20 protein-coding genes are annotated in these 19,072 nt (G+C 45.5%); 12 read left to right on the forward strand and 8 right to left on the reverse strand.

What is annotated here, in order from left to right; all coding sequences use genetic code 11:
• Positions 1-244: 244 nt before the first annotated feature.
• Complete coding sequence (locus ACN0V2_RS05800) at positions 245-691, reverse strand: plastocyanin/azurin family copper-binding protein (RefSeq protein WP_417549848.1); 447 nt, start codon at positions 689-691, stop codon at positions 245-247.
• A gap of 597 nt (positions 692-1,288) precedes the next feature.
• Here ACN0V2_RS05800 and ACN0V2_RS05805 point away from each other — a divergent pair.
• The 6 genes from ACN0V2_RS05805 (at position 1,289) to mutT (ending at position 5,811) form a co-directional block, all read left to right on the forward strand.
• Positions 1,289-1,555: an FmdB family zinc ribbon protein gene (locus ACN0V2_RS05805; protein ID WP_417549849.1), complete on the forward strand. Its 267-nt coding sequence runs from the start codon at positions 1,289-1,291 to the stop codon at positions 1,553-1,555.
• An 8-nt stretch (positions 1,556-1,563) separates the two neighbouring features.
• Entirely contained in the window at positions 1,564-2,196 is a 633-nt protein-coding gene (locus ACN0V2_RS05810) for a DUF502 domain-containing protein (RefSeq protein WP_417549850.1), read from the forward strand.
• Between the two features lie 73 nt (positions 2,197-2,269).
• The gene (aspS, locus tag ACN0V2_RS05815; protein WP_417549851.1) at positions 2,270-4,054 is read left to right on the forward strand and encodes an aspartate--tRNA ligase; all 1,785 of its coding nucleotides are present in this window, start codon (positions 2,270-2,272) and stop codon (positions 4,052-4,054) included.
• A gap of 36 nt (positions 4,055-4,090) precedes the next feature.
• The gene (gene nadA / locus ACN0V2_RS05820) at positions 4,091-5,203 is read left to right on the forward strand and encodes a quinolinate synthase NadA (RefSeq protein WP_417549852.1); all 1,113 of its coding nucleotides are present in this window, start codon (positions 4,091-4,093) and stop codon (positions 5,201-5,203) included.
• Positions 5,204-5,221: 18 nt separating this feature from the next.
• A complete protein-coding gene (locus ACN0V2_RS05825; RefSeq protein ID WP_417549853.1) occupies positions 5,222-5,410 on the forward strand; it encodes a zinc-finger domain-containing protein in 189 nt (62 codons plus the stop codon).
• The gene (gene mutT / locus ACN0V2_RS05830) at positions 5,410-5,811 is read left to right on the forward strand and encodes an 8-oxo-dGTP diphosphatase MutT (RefSeq protein WP_417549854.1); all 402 of its coding nucleotides are present in this window, start codon (positions 5,410-5,412) and stop codon (positions 5,809-5,811) included. The genes ACN0V2_RS05825 and mutT overlap by 1 nt, the downstream gene beginning before the upstream one ends.
• Before the next feature lie 43 nt (positions 5,812-5,854).
• On the opposite strand, the gene ACN0V2_RS05835 is transcribed toward mutT, so the two are convergent.
• Genes ACN0V2_RS05835 through pilB form a run of 6 tightly spaced genes read right to left on the reverse strand, consistent with a single transcriptional unit; the run spans position 5,855 to position 11,312 of the window.
• Positions 5,855-6,040, reverse strand: a complete 186-nt coding sequence (locus tag ACN0V2_RS05835; RefSeq protein WP_417549855.1) for a DNA gyrase inhibitor YacG — start codon at positions 6,038-6,040, stop codon at positions 5,855-5,857.
• Between the two features lie 2 nt (positions 6,041-6,042).
• Positions 6,043-6,813, reverse strand: a complete 771-nt coding sequence (zapD, locus tag ACN0V2_RS05840; RefSeq protein ID WP_417549856.1) for a cell division protein ZapD — start codon at positions 6,811-6,813, stop codon at positions 6,043-6,045.
• 27 nt (positions 6,814-6,840) lie between these two features.
• The gene (coaE, locus tag ACN0V2_RS05845) at positions 6,841-7,467 is read right to left on the reverse strand and encodes a dephospho-CoA kinase (protein WP_417549857.1); all 627 of its coding nucleotides are present in this window, start codon (positions 7,465-7,467) and stop codon (positions 6,841-6,843) included.
• Position 7,468: 1 nt separating this feature from the next.
• Entirely contained in the window at positions 7,469-8,338 is an 870-nt protein-coding gene (locus tag ACN0V2_RS05850; protein WP_417549858.1) for a prepilin peptidase, read from the reverse strand.
• Positions 8,339-8,342: 4 nt separating this feature from the next.
• Positions 8,343-9,590 (reverse strand): type II secretion system F family protein, encoded by a 1,248-nt coding sequence (locus ACN0V2_RS05855; protein WP_417549859.1) that lies wholly within the window; start codon positions 9,588-9,590, stop codon positions 8,343-8,345.
• Positions 9,591-9,593: 3 nt separating this feature from the next.
• Entirely contained in the window at positions 9,594-11,312 is a 1,719-nt protein-coding gene (gene pilB, locus ACN0V2_RS05860; RefSeq protein ID WP_417549860.1) for a type IV-A pilus assembly ATPase PilB, read from the reverse strand.
• 205 nt (positions 11,313-11,517) lie between these two features.
• Between pilB and lptM the strand changes: the two genes are divergently transcribed.
• The 5 genes from lptM to xerC are packed head-to-tail and all read left to right on the forward strand — an operon-like array spanning position 11,518 to position 15,341.
• The gene (gene lptM, locus ACN0V2_RS05865; protein ID WP_417549861.1) at positions 11,518-11,646 is read left to right on the forward strand and encodes an LPS translocon maturation chaperone LptM; all 129 of its coding nucleotides are present in this window, start codon (positions 11,518-11,520) and stop codon (positions 11,644-11,646) included.
• A gap of 4 nt (positions 11,647-11,650) precedes the next feature.
• Positions 11,651-12,904, forward strand: a complete 1,254-nt coding sequence (gene lysA / locus ACN0V2_RS05870) for a diaminopimelate decarboxylase (RefSeq protein WP_417549862.1) — start codon at positions 11,651-11,653, stop codon at positions 12,902-12,904.
• Positions 12,905-12,908: 4 nt separating this feature from the next.
• Positions 12,909-13,757, forward strand: coding sequence for a diaminopimelate epimerase (dapF, locus tag ACN0V2_RS05875; protein ID WP_417549863.1), 849 nt, complete (start codon positions 12,909-12,911; stop codon positions 13,755-13,757).
• A complete protein-coding gene (locus ACN0V2_RS05880; RefSeq protein ID WP_417549864.1) occupies positions 13,733-14,443 on the forward strand; it encodes a DUF484 family protein in 711 nt (236 codons plus the stop codon). Before dapF ends, ACN0V2_RS05880 begins: the two co-directional genes overlap by 25 nt.
• 1 nt (position 14,444) lies before the next feature.
• A complete protein-coding gene (gene xerC, locus ACN0V2_RS05885) occupies positions 14,445-15,341 on the forward strand; it encodes a tyrosine recombinase XerC (protein ID WP_417549952.1) in 897 nt (298 codons plus the stop codon).
• A 575-nt stretch (positions 15,342-15,916) separates the two neighbouring features.
• On the opposite strand, the gene polA is transcribed toward xerC, so the two are convergent.
• On the reverse strand, positions 15,917-18,631 hold the full coding sequence (gene polA / locus ACN0V2_RS05890) for a DNA polymerase I (protein ID WP_417549865.1): 2,715 nt from the start codon (positions 18,629-18,631) through the stop codon (positions 15,917-15,919).
• Positions 18,632-18,723: 92 nt separating this feature from the next.
• Between polA and ACN0V2_RS05895 the strand changes: the two genes are divergently transcribed.
• Positions 18,724-19,059, forward strand: coding sequence for a DUF2782 domain-containing protein (locus ACN0V2_RS05895; RefSeq protein ID WP_417549866.1), 336 nt, complete (start codon positions 18,724-18,726; stop codon positions 19,057-19,059).
• The last annotated feature ends 13 nt before the right edge of the window (positions 19,060-19,072 follow it).

The following is a 19,072-nucleotide window of genomic DNA, read 5'->3' on the forward strand; positions in this document are numbered from 1 at the left end:
CTACACCAGCACCGCCTACCACACTAGCGGCGGCAGTTAAAAACCGTCTTTTGCCAGTATCTATAGAGTCGCTCATCAGATGAATATCCCCTGATATGTTATTTAATGTGAATCCAGCAGAGCATCAATGTCTCGGGATTGCTGAGATAAAACCAGTAAATTTTAGCATAGCAAGGAATGTTTTGGATCAAAAAAGCCCGCATTATTATGCGGGCTTTTAGGGTTACTTAGCAGAAAGTGAAAGTTATTCTGCAGCAGCTTGTTCAGTTTTTTTCACAAGACGTTTCAAAGCGCCTTTTGGTTTAGAGTCTACAATTGCTTGTAAGTTAGTTGGCTCACCAACAATAATTGCTCCACCCATGCCAGCGCCCCAATGTGGGTCACATTTGTACATGTAAACACCTTCAACTGTTAAAGGCTTCGTTTGAAAGTTTTCGCCCATTTGAGACATAAAACCTTCAGCACCTTCTGGAAGATATTCGTGCTCACCATCAGACCCTGTGAAGGTTGTGTTAACCAGGTGACCATTCATTTTGTCCCAAGATACAGTATCGCCTGGTTGAATTTTGATAACCATGGGGTCAAAAGACGTCAGTTGTGCAGTTACAACATGATTTTCAGCCATTGCAGCTGCAGAAAACAAAGATGCAGCACCTAATGCAGCCGCGATCAGTGATTTACCATATTTCATGAATATTTCCTCTCTTTATTGAGTTATTTGCCTCAGTGCGGTGCCAGTCTCCCATAACGAAGCTGAACACACACTGAACGCAGTTAGTCACGTGTTTCCCCACGTAATTCTCTTGGCAATAGCAGCACAAAAAGGAGTAACTATACTGGTGGTTTCCAAGATATGTCCATGATAATTTGAAAATTTGTGTCATATGACGCAGTGTCTTTTTCACTGTGTTGAAGCCATAGAGTACCTAGACAATATAGAGCTTTTTACTTGTTAAAGTGCCAGGTGTGACCTTTTATATATAGCAAGTGGAAATATGTTTCTTAATATTTAACCCGGGCAAAGATAATTCTGGAATTAATACTAAATAGAGCAAGTTTGTTCGAGACTCTGGCTGCTCCATAAAATTGAGTAAGAGCGGTAATGGCACGCGCGTTTAATATAGATAATATCGAGCACTTTATATGGATTAACCATCAGGAGTGAAAATGGCAAAGACTGAAATTGTATATTTTCGGTATAATCAATGGGTTTTAAGCTTGAAACAAATTTTTATTGCCGCATTTATAAGCAGCGTTGTTTTTTGATTCGTTTTTAGGGAGTAACCTCATGCCGTTTTATGAATATCGCTGTGATGCCTGCAATCATAATTTTGAAGCTTTGCAAAAGATTAGTGATGACGCATTGTTAGACTGTCCAGCCTGCCATAAGCCCAGCTTGAAAAAATTAATTTCAGCGGCGGGTTTTCGTCTGAAAGGCCAGGGTTGGTATGAGACAGATTTCAAATCGGGCTCAAAACGAAATCTTGCTGATAGTGGCGCTTCAGACAGTTCAGCTTCTGCTGGACACACTTGTGGAACAGGGTGCAGCCATTAAACATTTAAATGCGTAAATATTTAATTGCGGGCCTGTTGGTCTGGATGCCACTTGGAGTGACCTTCCTGGTGGTACGGGCAATTGTTGGTTTTTTAGATAAAAGTCTGTTGTTATTACCGGATTCCTTTCAGCCGGACAAGCTGCTGGGGTTTCATATTCCGGGCTTGGGTGTTTTATTAGCCATCACCCTGGTTCTGGTAACCGGCATGATAATGGCGAATTTGTTAGGACGTCGATTAGTGGCGTTCTGGGAATCGTTATTGGCAAGAATTCCGCTGGTCAGAACGCTTTATTCAGCGGTCAAGCAGATTATGGAAGCGGTTCTGGCGACGGATGCCAAGTCGTTTCGCAAAGTATTATTGGTGGAATATCCACGCAAAGGCGTTTGGAGCCTGGCGTTTATGACTTCTGATGATCTGGGTGAAGTGCAGGATAAAACGATAGCCAATGTCATCAGCGTGTTTATCCCGACAACACCAAACCCAACATCGGGCTTTGTGTTGATGGTGCCGGAGTCTGATGTGATTGAATTAGACATGGCGGTAGAAGAAGGGCTGAAAATGATTATTTCGATGGGGGTTGTAGTGCCAAATTCACAAGCCTACCAAAAGAAAATTCAGGCTCAGCAATTCGTTGAATAAAAAATTTCGGACACCTTCTCTTTAAGATGAACGGTGTAGTGTTGAACAGTATTTTTGGAATGTTGGAATAATTATGCGTAGCCATTATTGCGGCGATGTAAACGAATCTTTGGTTGAACAAACGGTAACAGTTGCAGGTTGGATGCATCGTCGCCGAGATCATGGTGGTGTCATCTTTATTGATTTGCGAGATCGTGAAGGTCTGGTGCAAATTGTTTGTAACCCAGAAGATGCAGAAAGCTTTGCCGTCGCTGAAAAAGTACGCAGTGAATATGTGTTACAAATTGAAGGTGTTGTAAATCCGCGTCCCGCGGGCAGCGAAAATACCGATTTAAAAAGCGGCAAAATCGAAATTATCGCCAAGCGCGTTACTATTCTGAACAGTTCTGAAACGCCGCCTTTCCCGCTGACTGAACAAGCTGAAGTCAATGAAGATATTCGCTTACGTCATCGTTATATTGATTTACGCCGTCCCGAAATGCTGCAAAAGCTGCGTTTCCGTTCACAGATAATCCGTCAGTTACGTCAATACCTCGATAATCATGGCTTTATGGATATTGAAACGCCTATCCTGACTAAAGCTACGCCAGAAGGCGCGCGTGATTATTTGGTTCCAAGCCGAACTCATCCAGGTGATTTTTTTGCTTTGCCACAGTCTCCACAATTATTTAAACAATTGCTGATGGTGGCGGGTATGGACCGCTATTATCAAGTTGTTCGTTGCTTCCGTGATGAAGACTTACGTGCTGATCGTCAGCCAGAATTTACCCAGTTGGACATTGAAACCTCTTTTGTTGAAGAAGAGGATTTAATGCAATTGATGGAAGAAATGATCCGCGATCTGTTTGCCAATGTATTAGAACAACCGTTACCGAATCCTTTTCCAAGAATGACCTATGCCGATGCAATGGATCGTTATGGCAGTGATAAACCCGATCTGCGAATTGCACTGGAGTTAGTTGATGTAAGTGACTTGATGCAAGGTGTTGATTTCAAGGTCTTCTCTGCACCAGCCAATGATGAAAATGGACGTGTGGCCGCTTTACGCGTACCGGGTGGCAACTCTTTAAGCCGTAAAGAAATTGATGATTACACCAAGTTCGTCAGCATCTACGGTGCTAAAGGGCTGGCCTATATTAAAGTGAATGATCTTGCTGTTGGCCGTGAAGGTTTGCAATCACCCATTCTCAAATTCCTCCCTGATGAGGTGGTAGATGCCATCTTGCAAAGAACGGCAGCAGAAACCGGCGACTTGGTATTCTTTGGTGCCGACAAAGCCACTATCGTGAATGAATCTTTGGGCGCATTGCGTGTCAAAGTTGGTCATGATTTAAATATGGTTGAACATGGCTGGAAACCATTATGGGTGGTTGAATTCCCCATGTTTGAATGGGATGACAAAACACAACGCTGGTATGCCTTGCATCACCCGTTTACTGCACCACGAGAGTCAGATATTGATTTATTAAGTAACGATCCAGGCAAATGTCTGTCTCGTGCTTATGACATGGTGTTAAATGGTACTGAGTTAGGCGGTGGTTCGATTCGTATTCATAAAACGGATTTGCAACAGAAAGTATTTGAAATGCTGGGTATTCCCGCTGAAGAAGCGGAAGAGAAATTTGGCTTCCTGCTGCAAGCATTGAAGTATGGTTGCCCACCGCATGGTGGTTTGGCATTTGGTCTGGATCGTCTGGCAATGTTGATGACTGGATCGTCTTCGATTCGTGATGTGATGGCATTCCCGAAAACTCAGTCAGCGGCCTGTTTGTTAACCAATGCACCAAGTCCTGTTAGTGATGAGCAGCTGAAAGAATTGAACATTCGCCTGCGTAAAGCGCCAACAGCAGAAACCTGAGTAAAAAGGCAAAATTGGATTTAAGAGGAAAGCGAAGTGGCTACAAAACTAGCAACAACGGCAATCCCGTTTGAACAATATTTCTCAATTGATGATGAAGTCTGCGATCAGCGCATTACTGCTGCAAAACAGAAATTGGGCGACGATTTAGTTATTTTGGGACATCACTACCAGCGTAACGAAGTTTTTAAACATGCTGATTACTCTGGTGATTCACTGAAGTTATCTCGCAATGCTGCCGAATCAGATGCTCAGTACATCGTATTCTGTGGCGTGCATTTCATGGCCGAAGTTGCGGATATTCTTTCTCGTCCTGACCAAATTGCAATCTTGCCTGATATGGCGGCCGGCTGTTCAATGGCCGATATGGCAAATCGGGTGAATGTCGATCGTGCCTGGCAAGAAATGAGTGAAGTGTTGGACCCGGATGAAATGGTCACCCCGATCACCTATATCAACTCAGCTGCAGACCTGAAATCCTTCTGTGGTAAACATGGCGGAATTGTCTGTACTTCTACCAATGCCCCCCATGTGCTGGATTGGGCATTTGCCCAGCGCGAAAAAGTACTGTTTTTTCCGGATCAGCATCTAGGCCGCAATACCGGTTACAAAATGGGGATTCCCCTGGAAGAAATGGTAGTGTGGGATTTTGATAAACCATTGGGTGGATTGACGCCGGAAGCATTGAAAAAAGCCAAAATTATTCTGTGGAAAGGTTTCTGCTCGGTGCATCAAATGTTCCAGCCGCAACAGATTGATAACTTCCTGGAAAAATATCCGGAAACTAAAGTCATTTCGCATCCGGAATGCAGTTTTGAAGTCTGCCAAAAATCAGATTATGTCGGCTCAACTGAATATATTGTGAATACTATTGCCAATAGTGAACCGAACACCCGCTGGTTGGTAGGTACCGAATTGAATCTGGTGAATCGGTTGCACGAACGCTTCCAGGATCAGGGCAAGTCGGTTCACTTTATGTCTCCGACCGTTTGTATGTGTTCAACCATGTTCCGCGTCGATCCTCAGCATTTGTTATGGGTACTGGAAAACCTAGTAGAGGGTCATGTGGTCAATCAGGTGTCAGTCGATTCGGTGACTGCCAAAGAAGCCAAATTGGCGTTGGATCGGATGCTCGCTTTACCGATTTAAAACAGGAGATAGCGCGTTATGTCAGAGACCAAACAAGCCTGTGCACAGCGACGCTATGAAGTGACCAAAAAAGATCTGCCTATCAGTTGTCCTATGCCGGATATGCCGGCATGGAATGCACACCCCAGGGTGTATCTTGAAATCAAAAGTCATGGCGAAGTGCTTTGTCCATACTGCGGTACCTTATTTGTACTGAAAAATAATTGATGAAAAAACGTCTACAAGTTGCTGTCGGTATTATTCTCAATAAACATGAACAGGTATTAATTGCACGTCGTCATACGCATCAGCATCAAGGTGATTTGTGGGAATTCCCGGGTGGCAAGCGAGAAGTCAATGAAACCCGATTAGAAGCGTTACAGCGTGAATTACAAGAAGAAGTTGGGCTAGAGGTAGAGCAAGCTGAACCATTCATGCAAATCGTTCATGATTATCCTGAGTTGCAGGTCGAGCTTGATGTCTGGTTAGTGACCAACTTTGTTGGTGACGCAACCGGTAAGGAAGGGCAGCCGTTGCAATGGTGCGCATTAACAGCTTTGAAAGAAAAAGATTTTCCTGCTGCAAACGTGGAAATTATCGAGCGACTGCAAAGCCTTTACGCTGATTAGATTCCATAGCCTGCTAGTTGTGTTTTTGAAATATCAATAGATTTTAATGAAACGAGTTGGGATCGTCTTCCGGATCAATCACCGGTTCACCGGCTATGCGATGATTGCCCGCAGCCCATTCTCCCAGATCGATTAATTTGCAGCGTTCGCAGCAGAACGGCTTCCATTTGTTGTCATCAATCCATTCAACTTTACGTCCGCATTGGGGACAATTTACTTTCAATACCATAATTACATCGTGCAACAGCTAAGCTGAAAATCCGCATCATCATTAATTTGTTGAGGACGTTGATTAATATCAAACGTCATAAAACGCACCGTAAAACGGTGTTTGCCGCCACTTATTTCTGGGTAATAAGGCGTAGTTGACGGAATACGAACCCGGATTAATTGGGTTGGCAAATTACTATCAAGACTACGTTGAAAAAAGCCTTTCTCGGCTTGCGCAGTACTAAAACCAGCACTGCCGCGAATTAGTTGTAGCGATATATTGATTGCGCCCCGTACTGCCACAAATTGTTCCAGCCAATAATTTAATTGTTGCTGGCGTTGTTCGAGCGAGGAATGCTGTAACCAATAATGATAGGCCGGTAAATCAAAATCGCAGGTACCACCGGCAATGCTGGAACGTTGGCGAATGCTGTAAAGAAACTCATTTTCTTTGAGCACTTGGCCAATTGCCGATTTACGAATTTGCAGTGCATCAAGTGTCTGATCCAGTTCAGCAAGTAATGCATCCAAAGTCTCTTTGTCGACACCTGGCGAGTTTTCTAGCGCGGACAAATTGGTAATCAACCGTTCAACTTCTTTGGTCACTTCCGACTTCATATCACCACGTTCAAATACCAGCAACATACTCAACATGGCATCAATGGCTTCACGATGACTCATTTCATCATCGTGCTGCATGGCATAATCCACTCGGGCCAGCAGAAACTCCAGCCGCAGGAATGTTCTTATGCGTTCATTCAGTGGTTGTTCGTAGGTGATAATGTCAGACATAGTGTATTTATCATTTAGTCATAAAGGTCAGCTTGTTGACCTGGATTCATGTTCTGCTGCCTCAGCCAACTGACAATATAACGCATGTAGTTGTGTGACCTGAAATTTCAATTTTTCAATTCCATCACTATTGTCGATGATATCGTCCGCATATTGCAATCGCTTGGTGCGGTTTGTTTGAGCGGCGAGATGTGCAGAGACTTCTTTAAGCGAGAGGTTATCCCGTTTTTGTAGACGCTCTCTCTGCATTTGTTCATCCAGATCAATAACTACGATACGGTCCACAAGAGACTGCATATTGGCTTCAATTAATAACGGAATACTTAAAATGCAATAGCGGCTTTGGGCTTCACTTGCCTGTTGTAAAAGCTGTTGGCGTATTGCTGGATGCAGAATATGTTCTAGGGTTTGTTTGGCTTCGGCGTCCGAGAACAGTCGTTTACGTAATGCTAGCCGATGTAACTGACCATCGGCAAGCAGATAATCTTTGCCAAACGTATCGACAATTGACTGATATTGCGGTGTTCCAGGCTGACTTAGTTGGCGGGCAATAATATCGGCATCAATAACCTGAATACCCATATTTTCAAATAATGAGGACACAGTGGATTTACCTGCTGCAATACCTCCGGTAAGGCCAACCCGAAATACCATTTCAGCCTAACCCGCTCCAGTTCAAATAGCCACTAGTCATACTATCTCCCCAAACTAAGGCTAACCAACCAGCTGCGGCGAGGTAGGGCCCAAACGGGATTGGATTATCTCGATGTTGCTGTTTTAACAAAATTAGGCTGATACCGACCAATGCACCCACTAGAGATGACAATAAAATAATCATTGGCAGAGCCTGCCAACCCATCCAGGCTCCCAAGGCTGCCAGTAGTTTGAAATCACCGTACCCCATGCCTTCCTTGCCCGTAACCAAACGAAAGGCGTGATAGACCATCCAGAGGGCGAGATAGCCTGCGATAGCGCCAATCACTGCTGAGTTGATATCGGTAAAAGTATCAAACAGATTAAAAATGAGCCCCAGCCACAATAATGGTAGCGTGATACTGTCTGGTAATAACTGATGATCCACATCGATAAAGGTCAGTGCCACCAAAGCCCAGCTTAGAAGTAATGCTCCACAAACCGCAGGTCCAAACCCAAAATGCCAGGCAACCAATGCTGAAATAATAGCGGTCAGCAACTCAATCAGTGGATAGCGTTTCGAAATGGGGGCTTTGCAGTCTTTGCAGCGACCTTTGAGTACCAGGTAGCTAATAACCGGAATATTTTCTAATGCGGTAATGGCATGACCGCAATGCGGACAGCGAGAGCGGGGTTTACTTAATGTCAGCTCATCTGTCTCAGGAACCGCCGAACCAATTAAGTCATGGCATTGTTGTTCCCATTCGCGCTGCATGATTAACGGCAGTCGGTGAATCACTACATTCAGAAAACTGCCGACCAATAAACCCAGAATAAAAACACTGCTAATAAAAAAAATACTGGAGCTTTCCAGCAGATAAATGAGCGACATAGGGTTAAACGACTGCGCCGAGTTTGAAAATCGGCAAGTACATCGCAATAACAAGTGTACCGATTAAAACACCCAAGAAAGCCATAATGAATGGTTCCATCAATGCCGTCATGTTATCCACTGCGTCATCGACTTCACGTTCAAAGAAGTCGGCGACTTTGGCCAGCATCGCATCGAGAGAACCGGATTCTTCACCTATGGAAACCATTTGAACCACCATATTGGGGAACAGCTCGGTATCAGTCATTGCTTTGTTTAATTGTGTACCGGTCGAAACATCATCACGCATTTCCAACGTGGCTTCATTGTAAACAATATTACCTGTAGCCCCTGCGACCGATGTCATGGCTTCTACCATTGGTACACCGGCCTTGAACATGACCGAAAATGTTCTGGCAAAACGTGCAATCGCACCCTTAGTTAATACATCGCCGATAACCGGTAATTTTAATAACATTCGGTCCATAAAGTGCTGGATTTTACGAGAGCGTTTGCGGGCAGCCATAAAGCCCATTATCGAACCAATGATGCTGCCGAAAATTAACCACCAGAAATCCTGGAAAAACTGCGAAATACTAATAACCATTTTGGTCAGCCCAGGAAGGTCTGCACCAAAGCCAGTAAACAATGCCTGGAATTGTGGAATAACAAAGATCATCAAAATGGCGGTAACAATAAATGCCACCACCATAATGGCAGTTGGGTAGACCAACGCTTTTTTAATTTTGGATTTCAGTGCTTCAGTTTTTTCTTGATAGGTCGCAATTTCATGTAGAAGGGCTTCCAACGTACCTGACTGTTCACCTGCGTTGATAAGACTAATATAAAGATCATCAAAATGTAACGGGAATTTGGCTAATGACTCAGCCAAACTGGTTCCGGATTCCACATCGGCTTTAATGGCCAGAATCATCTCCTGCATGCTGGCATTTTCATGGCCTTCGCCTATGATTTGCAGTGATTGCATCATAGGTACGCCTGAAGACATCATCGTTGCCAGCATACGACTGAAAATAGCAATATGAACCGGCTTGATTTTGGGTTTACGTGGAGCAAATAAATCTTTGGGCTTGCGGCGAACTTTGCCAGGAGTAATACCTTGACGACGTAAATCTGCACGAACAGCTTGAACACTCTCACCCGCCTGCTCACCTTTTACATTGCGGCCAGCCTTATTTGTGCCTTGCCATATATAGAGTGTGGGTAAATCGGCTTTTTTGGGTTTAAGTTTCGCTTTACTTGCTGTGGCCACGGTTTATTCCTTAATAACGCGGTTAATTTCTTCCAGACTGGTTAACCCGGCCATGACCTTCTTCAGACCAGAAGCCCGTAAATCGGCAATACCTTCAGCTTTTGCCTGATCGGCCAATTGCATCGAGTTACCACCTTCCATAATCATTCGACCCATTGCATCTGAAACCGGCATGACCTGATAGATACCAACACGACCTTTATACCCCTCGGTACATTGATCGCAACCCACAGCACGGTAAACTTTGAAATCGGTCGCAATTTGCTCTGGACTGTAACCCTCTTCGAGTAAGGTTTCCTTGGGCAGTGTTTCTGCAGCTTTGCAATGTTGGCATAGTCGACGAGCCAGACGCTGAGCAATAATCAGCGTGACAGCAGAAGCTATATTAAAGGCAGGTACACCCATGTTGGCCAAACGGGTAAGGGTTTGCGGTGCATCATTGGTATGCAGTGTGGAAAACACCATGTGTCCAGTTTGCGCCGCTTTAATCGCGATTTCAGCGGTTTCCAAATCACGAATCTCACCGACCATGATAACGTCAGGATCCTGCCGTAAAAAGGCTCTTAAACATTCGGTAAAACCCAGACCGATCTGCGGATGCACATTGACCTGATTAATACCGGGAAGATTAATCTCTGCTGGATCTTCTGCCGTAGAAATATTCCGGTCATCAGTATTCAGAATATTCAGTGCGGTATATAACGAAACGGTTTTACCACTACCAGTCGGACCGGTAACCAGCACCATGCCGTAAGGTTTATGCATGGTTTCCATAAAGATTTTTTTCTGGTCTTCTTCATACCCTAATGCATCAATACCCAATTGGGCACTGGTCGGATCAAGAATACGCAAAACGATTTTTTCACCAAACAAGGTCGGGCAGGTACTGACACGAAAATCAATGGCTTTGGTCTTGGATACTTTCAATCGCATCCGGCCGTCTTGGGGTACACGACGCTCAGCAATATTCATTCGCGACAATACTTTCAGGCGCGCAGCAATCCGTCCGCCTAAAGCTACTGGCGCAGTTTTCGTTTCATGCAAAATACCGTCAATACGAACCCGAACTCGGTATTTTTTTTCATAAGGTTCAAAGTGAATATCCGAAGCACCAGCCTTAATTGCTTGGGTCAGAATACCGTTGATAAATCTGACGACCGGTGTGTCATCAATATTTTTTTCGCTAAGTTCTGCGCCGCGATCGCCGTCATCATCCGGGCCTAAATCTATATCATCCAGTTCGGCATCATCAAAATCATCCAGCACCTGGTTTTTGTTATCCAAGGCTTTTTCGATAGTGACAGATAACTTTTGTTCATCCACTAAAACAGGAAAGGTGTTTAAGGCGGTATTAAACTGGAACTCATCAAGAGCTTGGAGGTTGGTCGGATCCGAAACCGCTACATAAAGACGCTTGCCACGTTGAAATAAAGGCAAAGCATTATGCTGGCGAATCAGCTTCTCTTGAAATAGGCTGGTTGGCGCCAGCTCCATATTCATACTGTCGAGGTCAAATAGCGGCACGCCGAATTCTTGTGAAGCAATAGCGCCGATTACATCACTCTTAAGCAACTTGTTATTTACAAGATAGGTAACAAACGATTGTGAAGCCTGTTTGGCGGTAATCTGGGCAGTCTGTGCCTGATCTTCACTCAGCAAACCTTCACTTACTAGTCGCCTAGCAAGACCGCTTAGTCTGATTGGTGCTGTCATATTTGCCATTTCTGGACGGGATTCCTTAATATAATGCTTACGTTCAATGCACTAGGGTCTATTTATTTTTCGTAGCTTCAAACAGTAGCGGCTATGAAAAATAAACAGGCCCTAATAGTATGTAAGTTAAATAATAAATTCTAGTTTCCAATGTGGGCCTGTCGCGGATATTCCTGTGTATACTGCCTGCCATTAATGCATCGGGGAAGACATCATGCGAAAAATACCTAGCTGGAAAGTTCTGGCGCTCGTTCTGTGTACCATGTCGATACTGGCTTCATGCGGTCTTAAGGGCGATTTATACCTGCCAGAAGGTCAGGCTAACACTGTGAAGGTTTCCTAAAAACATGCAAGATTTTTTCACACAAAAAGACGGTGAATTGTACGCTGAGCAGCAATCGTTGACAGAATTAGCGGCGCAGTTCGGCACGCCAACCTATGTCTATTCCCGGGCGGCACTTGAACAGCATTGGAAAGCCTTTGATGATGCCTTCAGTGCTTATCCCCATTTGGTTTGTTATGCCGTCAAAGCCAATTCAAATCTGGCGGTATTAAATGTGCTTGCGAGATTGGGTTCGGGCTTTGATATTGTGTCGGCTGGTGAACTCGCTCGTGTCATTGCGGCTGGTGGCCAAGCTGAGAAAACCGTGTTTTCAGGTGTCGGTAAAACGATTGAAGAAATTGGCTATGCCCTGAAAACCGGCATCCGCTGTTTTAATGTGGAATCAGTACCAGAATTGCAGCGTATCAGTGATGTTGCCGTCAGTCTTGGTAAAACGGCACCAATTTCTATTCGGGTAAACCCAGATGTTGATGCACAAACCCATCCGTATATTTCAACTGGCTTAAAAGAAAACAAATTTGGTATTGCTATTGATGATGCTTTATCGGTGTATCAACAAGCTAATGCATTGCCGAATCTGCAAGTGATTGGCGTTGATTGTCATATTGGCTCACAGCTAACCTCAGTGTCACCTTTTGTTGATGCTCTGGAACGGGTATTGGCTTTGATTGATGCCTTAGCCGAGCAGGGTATTAGCATTAAACATCTGGATATTGGTGGCGGACTGGGTATTTGTTATCGCGACGAAACGCCGCCTACCCCGGCTGAATATGCTAAAGCTATGCAAGCACAGTTAAAAGGTCGTGATCTGGAAATCATGCTGGAACCTGGTCGAGCGATTGCTGGCAATGCTGGTATTTTGCTGACCAAAGTGGAATATATCAAAGGGACTGAAGCTAAAAATTTCGCTATTGTCGATGCGGCAATGAATGATTTATTAAGACCCGCCTTGTATCAATCCTGGATGGCGATTGAAGCCGTCAAACCGCGTGCTGGTGAAGTCGAGCAAGACTTCGATATTGTCGGGCCGGTTTGCGAAACCGGTGACTTCTTAGGCAAAGATCGCAGTCTGGCAATCCAAAGCGGAGATTTATTGGCGATTCGCTCTGCTGGAGCGTATGGTTTTACCATGAGTTCCAATTACAACTCACGACCGCGTGCAGCAGAGATTATGGTTGATGGCGCAACCATGCATGTCGCTCGTCAGCGTGAGTCCGTTGAAAGTCTCTATGCTGGTGAGCAGATATTGCAGGATTAACCCTATGTTGAAATTCAGCAAAATGCATGGTCTGGGTAATGATTTTGTGGTCATTGATGCCATTAATCAGTCTGTGCAACTGACGGCTGAGCAAATTCGTTTTATGGCGGATCGGAACTTTGGTATTGGCTGTGATCAGCTGCTACTGGTAGAAAAAACTGATTTGCCCAATGTCGATTTCCGCTATCGGATTTTTAATGCCGATGGCGGAGAAGTGTCACAATGCGGCAATGGTGCACGCTGTTTTGCAAGATATGTTCGTGATAATGGGCTGACCGACAAAGATTCGATTGCTGTAGAAACAGCTTCCGGCGTAATTTATCCGACTTTGCAGGTGGATGGTCAGGTCTGCGTTGATATGGGCAAGCCACGTTTTTCACCTGAACAAATCCCCTTTAAAACGCCTGAAGCCAGCAACACCTATATGCTGGTAGTTGAACCTGGAAGGCGGGTAGAGATAGCAGCATTATCGATGGGAAATCCCCACGCAGTTTTATTGGTTGATGATGTGACCAACGCGCCAGTCGGTGAGTTGGGACCAAAAATAGAAAACCATGAGCAGTTTCCAGAGCGGGTCAATGTCGGCTTTATGCAATTGGTGGATCATGAACATATAAAATTACGTGTATATGAACGAGGATCTGCTGAAACCACCGCTTGTGGAACGGGTGCCTGTGCGGCAGTAGTCAGTGGTATTCGTCGAGGATTACTGGGACGTCAGGTCAATGTTTTATTACCAGGCGGCACATTAGAAATTAGCTGGCCAGATGAAGACGCCTCGGTGTGGATGACCGGACCAGCACAACATGTATTTGATGGAGAAATTGCGTGGGCAACACTCAACAATCTGTAAGCGCTGAACAAGTCAGTGATTTTTTACGGCAGCACACAGATTTTTTAATCGGACAGCCGGATTTATTATCTGAGCTGGAATTTGAAAAGTCACCTGAAGGCACTATTTCACTAGCGCAACGACAGCGTGAGCAATTACGTCAAAAAAATCAGCAACTGCACGATCAATTGCACGCACTAATCGATAACGCACATAGCAACGCCGCATTGCAACAGCGAGTTCATCAACTCTGTTTGCGGTTGATGGATTGTCAGGATCTACAAGGTCTATTGGCAACCTTGATGCAACAACTAAAAGAAGAGTTCTCGGCTGACGAAGTGTCGTTAAGATTATTTTACAGCGGCGATCAAAAACCAAAATTACCATCAGTCGAAGGCAATATTGCCGAATTACATGCGGATGACAGCCAACTGAAAGCGTTTGATCATATTCTGGCCAAACAGCAACCGGTGTGTGGTCGACTGACCAAAGCACAGAAGCAATTACTGTTCGGTGAAAAAGCCGATGAAGTCCATTCGGTGGCCTGTTTGCCTTTAGGCCATGAACCCTGTGCTGGTTTACTGGCGATCGCCAGCAGTGATGCCAACCGCTTTCATGCCGATATGGGCACGGAATATTTAAGCTTCCTCGGCGAAGTGTTTATGCGGTTGATGCGCCGTTTCTGTCACGGACAGAATGACAGCTGAGCTGCAAACACCACTGCAGGATTTTCTGCAATATCTGGAGCAACAGCGCCGGGTTTCGCCGCATACCGTACTCAATTATCAACGTGATTGTCAGCAATTAATTGAATATTGTCAGCAGCAATCATTTACCGGTTGGCAGCAACTTAAACCGGCCGATATTCGTTTATTTATTGCCCGCCTGCATCGAAAAGGTTTAGGTGCCCGCAGTATTCAACGTTTACTGTCAGCCGTGCGCAGTTTTTATCGCTATCTGCTCAAAGAAGGCCTGGTTGATCATAATCCGGCGCAATCTGTACAGGCACCCAAAGCTGAAAAGCGCTTACCGAAAACCCTCGATGTCGATCAAATGAATTCATTGCTAGATAGCACACCGGCTGACACTTTTGTCGCCTGTCGGGATCGAGCAATTATGGAATTATTCTATTCGTCCGGCCTGCGGCTGGCAGAATTGGCGGCATTGGATTTACGTGATGTTGATTTCGGCCAGCAACTGGTGCATGTCATCGCAGGTAAAGGTAACAAAGGCCGGATTTTGCCCATTGGCCGCACTGCGATTGAGGCATTGAAAGTCTGGCTCGATAAACGTGATCAGAATGGCCTCTATCAACAACAAGCTTTATTCACCACCCAACAAGGTAAACGACTAGGCGTGAGATCCATTCAACAGCGTCTGGCTTTCTGGGGCAAAAAACACGGTATTTCCGAACACGTTCATCCGCATCGGTTACGTCATGCATTTGCCTCGCATATGCTGGAATCCAGCAGTGACTTGAGAGCCGTGCAGGAGTTGCTTGGGCATTCGGATATCAGCACCACGCAGGTTTACACCCATCTCGATTTTCAGCATTTAGCGAAAGTTTATGATGCTGCGCATCCTCGGGCTAAGAAGCGTTCTTAAGATATTAACCACAGAGGGCACGGAGGTTCTTAAAAATTTATCCGCAGATTACGCAGATTTTTAGATAGAAATTAAGACGAGATTTAGAAAAAGGCACAGATCTTAATGGTTCTCCGAAATCCCCTTTTGTGTTGCCGGAAAAAATGGTTATCGCAGGATTAGAAATCGGAATGTTTGAGCGAAGCGAGTTTTTTCGATTTCCCTGCGATGGCCATTTTTTTCGGGGAGCCGCAGGCCAACACAAGGGGTGCCTTTTCTTTTGGTTCGTTTTCTTTGGGCAAACAAAGAAAATGAACTCGCCCTCAGGCGAAATTATGCTTTAGGTTCATTTTCCCTATTTAAGCTGATCTTTCGCTCACGCGAGTCAGGGGCTTGCGTGCCCAAGCCCCTAACAACCCAAGGGCACCCCATGTGCTGGCCTGCGGCTTCACTGCGTTGCTCGGTTTATCTGGGGATTGGTCAAAACTCGCTGCGCTCAGACACTGACCAATCCTTATCCAGATAAACCTGCGCTACTCGTCAGCACAAAAGGGGATTTAGGGGGTAACATTTGAACTCTGTGGTTGATTACCCCGTTAGTGCGCCTGTTCCCAATTATCCCCAACACCAATCCCAACTTCTAACGGCACAGCCAATTCAGCAGCTTTAATCATAAATTGCTCAATTTCAGTTTTCGCCAAATCAAGCTGATCTTCGGGCACTTCAAATACCAATTCATCGTGTACCTGCATGATCATGCGGATACCGGTATCCGCTTCGAGTAGCCAGTCATGAATCGAAATCATCGCGCGTTTGATAATGTCAGCGGCGCTGCCTTGCATCGGGGCGTTAATGGCGGTGCGTTCGGCATACTGGCGACGCAGGCCGTTACTGGAGTTGATTTCCGGCAGATATAAACGACGGCCGAAAATAGTTTCGACGTAACCATCTTTTTTGGCCTGTTCACGGGTATTGTCCATGTAGTTTCTGACGCCAGGATAGCGCTCGAAATAGGTGTCCATGTATTTGGCGGCCTGATGACGTTCGATACCGAGTTGTTTAGAAAGTCCGTGGGCTGACATGCCATAAATCAAACCGAAGTTGATGGCTTTGGCACTGCGGCGTTGATCGCCGGTGACGTTTTCCGGTTCCACACCAAAGATTTCAGAAGCGGTATGGCGATGAATATCTTCACCTTCGGCGAATGCGGTCAGCAGGCTTTTATCGCCGGATAAATGCGCCATGATGCGTAATTCAATTTGTGAGTAATCGGCTGCCAGGATTTTGGCACCTTTACCGGCAACAAATGCTTCACGAATTTTGCGTCCGGTTTCAGTACGGATCGGAATATTCTGCAGGTTCGGATCGGAAGACGATAACCGGCCGGTGGCAGTGACCGCCTGATGATAGGAGGTGTGCACACGGCCAGTCTGTTGATTGACCTGCTGTGGCAATTTGTCGGTGTAGGTGGATTTGAGCTTACTTAAGCTGCGATATTGCATAATGATTTGTGGCAGCTCATAGCCATCATCCGCCAGTTCCTGCAACACATTTTCAGCGGTCGAGGGTTGGCCTTTGGGTGTTTTTTTACGTACCGGCAACTGTTGCTGGTCGTAAAGAATTTCCTGTAGCTGCTTTGGTGAACCCAAATTGAATTTGGTACCGGCAGAGGCATGGGCTTCTTTTTCCAGCCGATCAATATCCAACGCCAGTTGATCGCTCTGCTGCTGCAACATAAAGATATCAATATGCACGCCATTACGTTCCAGCGTGTTGAGCACCGGCAGCAACGGCATTTCCAGTTCACGATAAACTATTTCCAATGATGGAATCGCCTGCACTTTTGGCCACAAAATATGGTGCAGCTGCAAGGTGATATCGGCGTCTTCGCAGGCATAAGGTGAAGCTTCTTCCAGACCAATTTCATTGAAGGTCAGTTGTTTTTTGCCTTTACCGGCAATGTCTTCAAAATGAATGGTGCTGCGATTCAGATATTTTTCGGCCAGCGAATCCATATCATGGCGGGTGGCCGTGCTGTCTAGCACATAGGATTGCAACATGGTGTCATGGGCAATACCCTGCAAATCAATGCCGTGATTGAGCAGAATATGCCGATCGTATTTCAGGTTCTGACCGACTTTCAGCGCTTTTGGATCCTCCAGTAATGGTTTCATCAGAGCCAGAGTGGCATCAAAATCCAGCTGATCCGGTGCGCCCGGATAATCATGGGCCAGCGGCAGATAAGCGGCTTCACCCGCTTTAATGGCAAATGACATACCGACGATACGTGCCTGCAGATAATTGAGGCTGGTAGTTTCGGTATCAAAGGCAAACAGTTCTGCTTTTTTGAGTCTAGCTAGCCAGTTATCCAGTTGCTGCTGAGTCAAAATGGTTTCGTAATGGGTTTCAATGCTGGTGGCAGGTTCATCAGCTTTTGTCGAGGTCGCCGCAGCAGGCGCAGAGTCTAATTCCTGTAACCAGCTTTTGAATTCATAACGACGATAGAGTTCAGCCAGTTTCTGGTTATCCGCTACTTGCATATCCAGCGTTTCCGGCGTGAAATCCAGCTCGACATCCATCTTGATGGTGGCCAGCTGATAAGAAAGTGGCAAAGCATCAACGGCTGCTCGTAATTTTTCACCCAGTTTGCCTTTAACTTCATCAGCATGTTCGATAACGCCCTGCAAACTGCCATATTGTTGTAGAAGTTTAGTCGCGGTTTTCGGGCCAACACTATCAACACCAGGGATGTTATCTACCTTGTCACCCATCAGCGCCAAATAATCGACAATTTGTTGAGGTGTCAGGCCAAATTTTTCCTTTACGGCGGGAATATCGGTTTTACTGTTATTCATGGTATTGACCAGCGTGACATGCTCGCTGACCAGCTGGGCCATATCCTTGTCACCGGTCGAAATAACCGTTTCAATTCCGGCTGCAGTGGCTTGTTTTGCCAGCGTGCCAATCACATCGTCAGCTTCCACATTATCGACACAAAGCAACGGCAGTCCCATGGCTCTAACAATTTCATGGATCGGCGCAATCTGCTCGCGTAAATCGTCCGGCATTGGCGGGCGGGTGGCTTTATACTCGGCATAAAGATCATTACGGAAGGTTTTGCCCTTGGCATCAAATACCACGGCCATATGTTCAGGTTTATAGTCACGGATCAATTTACGCAGCATGTTGATGACACCATAGATGGTGCCGGTTGATTCGCCGTCGCTGTTGGTCAGTGGCGGCATCGCATGATAAGCGCGATACAGGTAAGAAGAGCCATCAACGAGTATAAGTGGTGCAGTTTGAGTCATAGTTCACAAGGCCTGAAAATAGTGGCAAACAGATTGCTTTAATCATCGTAGCGGAAATGCTATCTTTATCGGAAATTTAGTGGAGCTAAGTCATGTTAAAACCGTTCGCCATTGTATGCGCAATCAGCGCGATGATCACAGGAAGTGCCTGGGCAGGGGCTGCTGGTCCTGATTTGACTGAACCTCCAGTCTTACCTCCACCGTTGCAAGATGGCGAAAGCATCGAACCTGAAATTACTATTATTCAGGAAGAAGATCGCACTATCGAAGAATACCGTGCCAATGGTCAGCTTTATATGATCAAAATCACTCCGGCTATCGGTCCAGCATATTACCTGATGGATACTGATGGCGATGGTTCCTTGGAAACTGAAAACCATAACCTTGCCAACCCGGAAGTGCCGAACTGGATTCTGTTGGAATGGTAACAAAAACTCCCGT

The organism is Methylophaga sp. (genome assembly GCF_048266885.1).
Taxonomy (GTDB): domain Bacteria; phylum Pseudomonadota; class Gammaproteobacteria; order Nitrosococcales; family Methylophagaceae; genus Methylophaga.

Bases quoted from the DNA above. Each gene is read 5' to 3' on its own strand.
- ACN0V2_RS05800 (WP_417549848.1), bottom strand. From the start codon at position 691: ATGAAATATGGTAAATCACTGATCGCGGCTGCATTAGGTGCTGCATCT.
- ACN0V2_RS05805 (WP_417549849.1), top strand. From the start codon at position 1,289: ATGCCGTTTTATGAATATCGCTGTGATGCCTGCAATCATAATTTTGAA.
- ACN0V2_RS05810 (WP_417549850.1), top strand. From the start codon at position 1,564: ATGCGTAAATATTTAATTGCGGGCCTGTTGGTCTGGATGCCACTTGGA.
- aspS (WP_417549851.1), top strand. From the start codon at position 2,270: ATGCGTAGCCATTATTGCGGCGATGTAAACGAATCTTTGGTTGAACAA.
- ACN0V2_RS05825 (WP_417549853.1), top strand. From the start codon at position 5,222: ATGTCAGAGACCAAACAAGCCTGTGCACAGCGACGCTATGAAGTGACC.
- mutT (WP_417549854.1), top strand. From the start codon at position 5,410: ATGAAAAAACGTCTACAAGTTGCTGTCGGTATTATTCTCAATAAACAT.
- ACN0V2_RS05835 (WP_417549855.1), bottom strand. From the start codon at position 6,040: ATGGTATTGAAAGTAAATTGTCCCCAATGCGGACGTAAAGTTGAATGG.
- zapD (WP_417549856.1), bottom strand. From the start codon at position 6,813: ATGTCTGACATTATCACCTACGAACAACCACTGAATGAACGCATAAGA.
- coaE (WP_417549857.1), bottom strand. From the start codon at position 7,467: ATGGTATTTCGGGTTGGCCTTACCGGAGGTATTGCAGCAGGTAAATCC.
- ACN0V2_RS05850 (WP_417549858.1), bottom strand. From the start codon at position 8,338: ATGTCGCTCATTTATCTGCTGGAAAGCTCCAGTATTTTTTTTATTAGC.
- pilB (WP_417549860.1), bottom strand. From the start codon at position 11,312: ATGGCAAATATGACAGCACCAATCAGACTAAGCGGTCTTGCTAGGCGA.
- lptM (WP_417549861.1), top strand. From the start codon at position 11,518: ATGCGAAAAATACCTAGCTGGAAAGTTCTGGCGCTCGTTCTGTGTACC.
- lysA (WP_417549862.1), top strand. From the start codon at position 11,651: ATGCAAGATTTTTTCACACAAAAAGACGGTGAATTGTACGCTGAGCAG.
- dapF (WP_417549863.1), top strand. From the start codon at position 12,909: ATGTTGAAATTCAGCAAAATGCATGGTCTGGGTAATGATTTTGTGGTC.
- polA (WP_417549865.1), bottom strand. From the start codon at position 18,631: ATGACTCAAACTGCACCACTTATACTCGTTGATGGCTCTTCTTACCTG.
- ACN0V2_RS05895 (WP_417549866.1), top strand. From the start codon at position 18,724: ATGTTAAAACCGTTCGCCATTGTATGCGCAATCAGCGCGATGATCACA.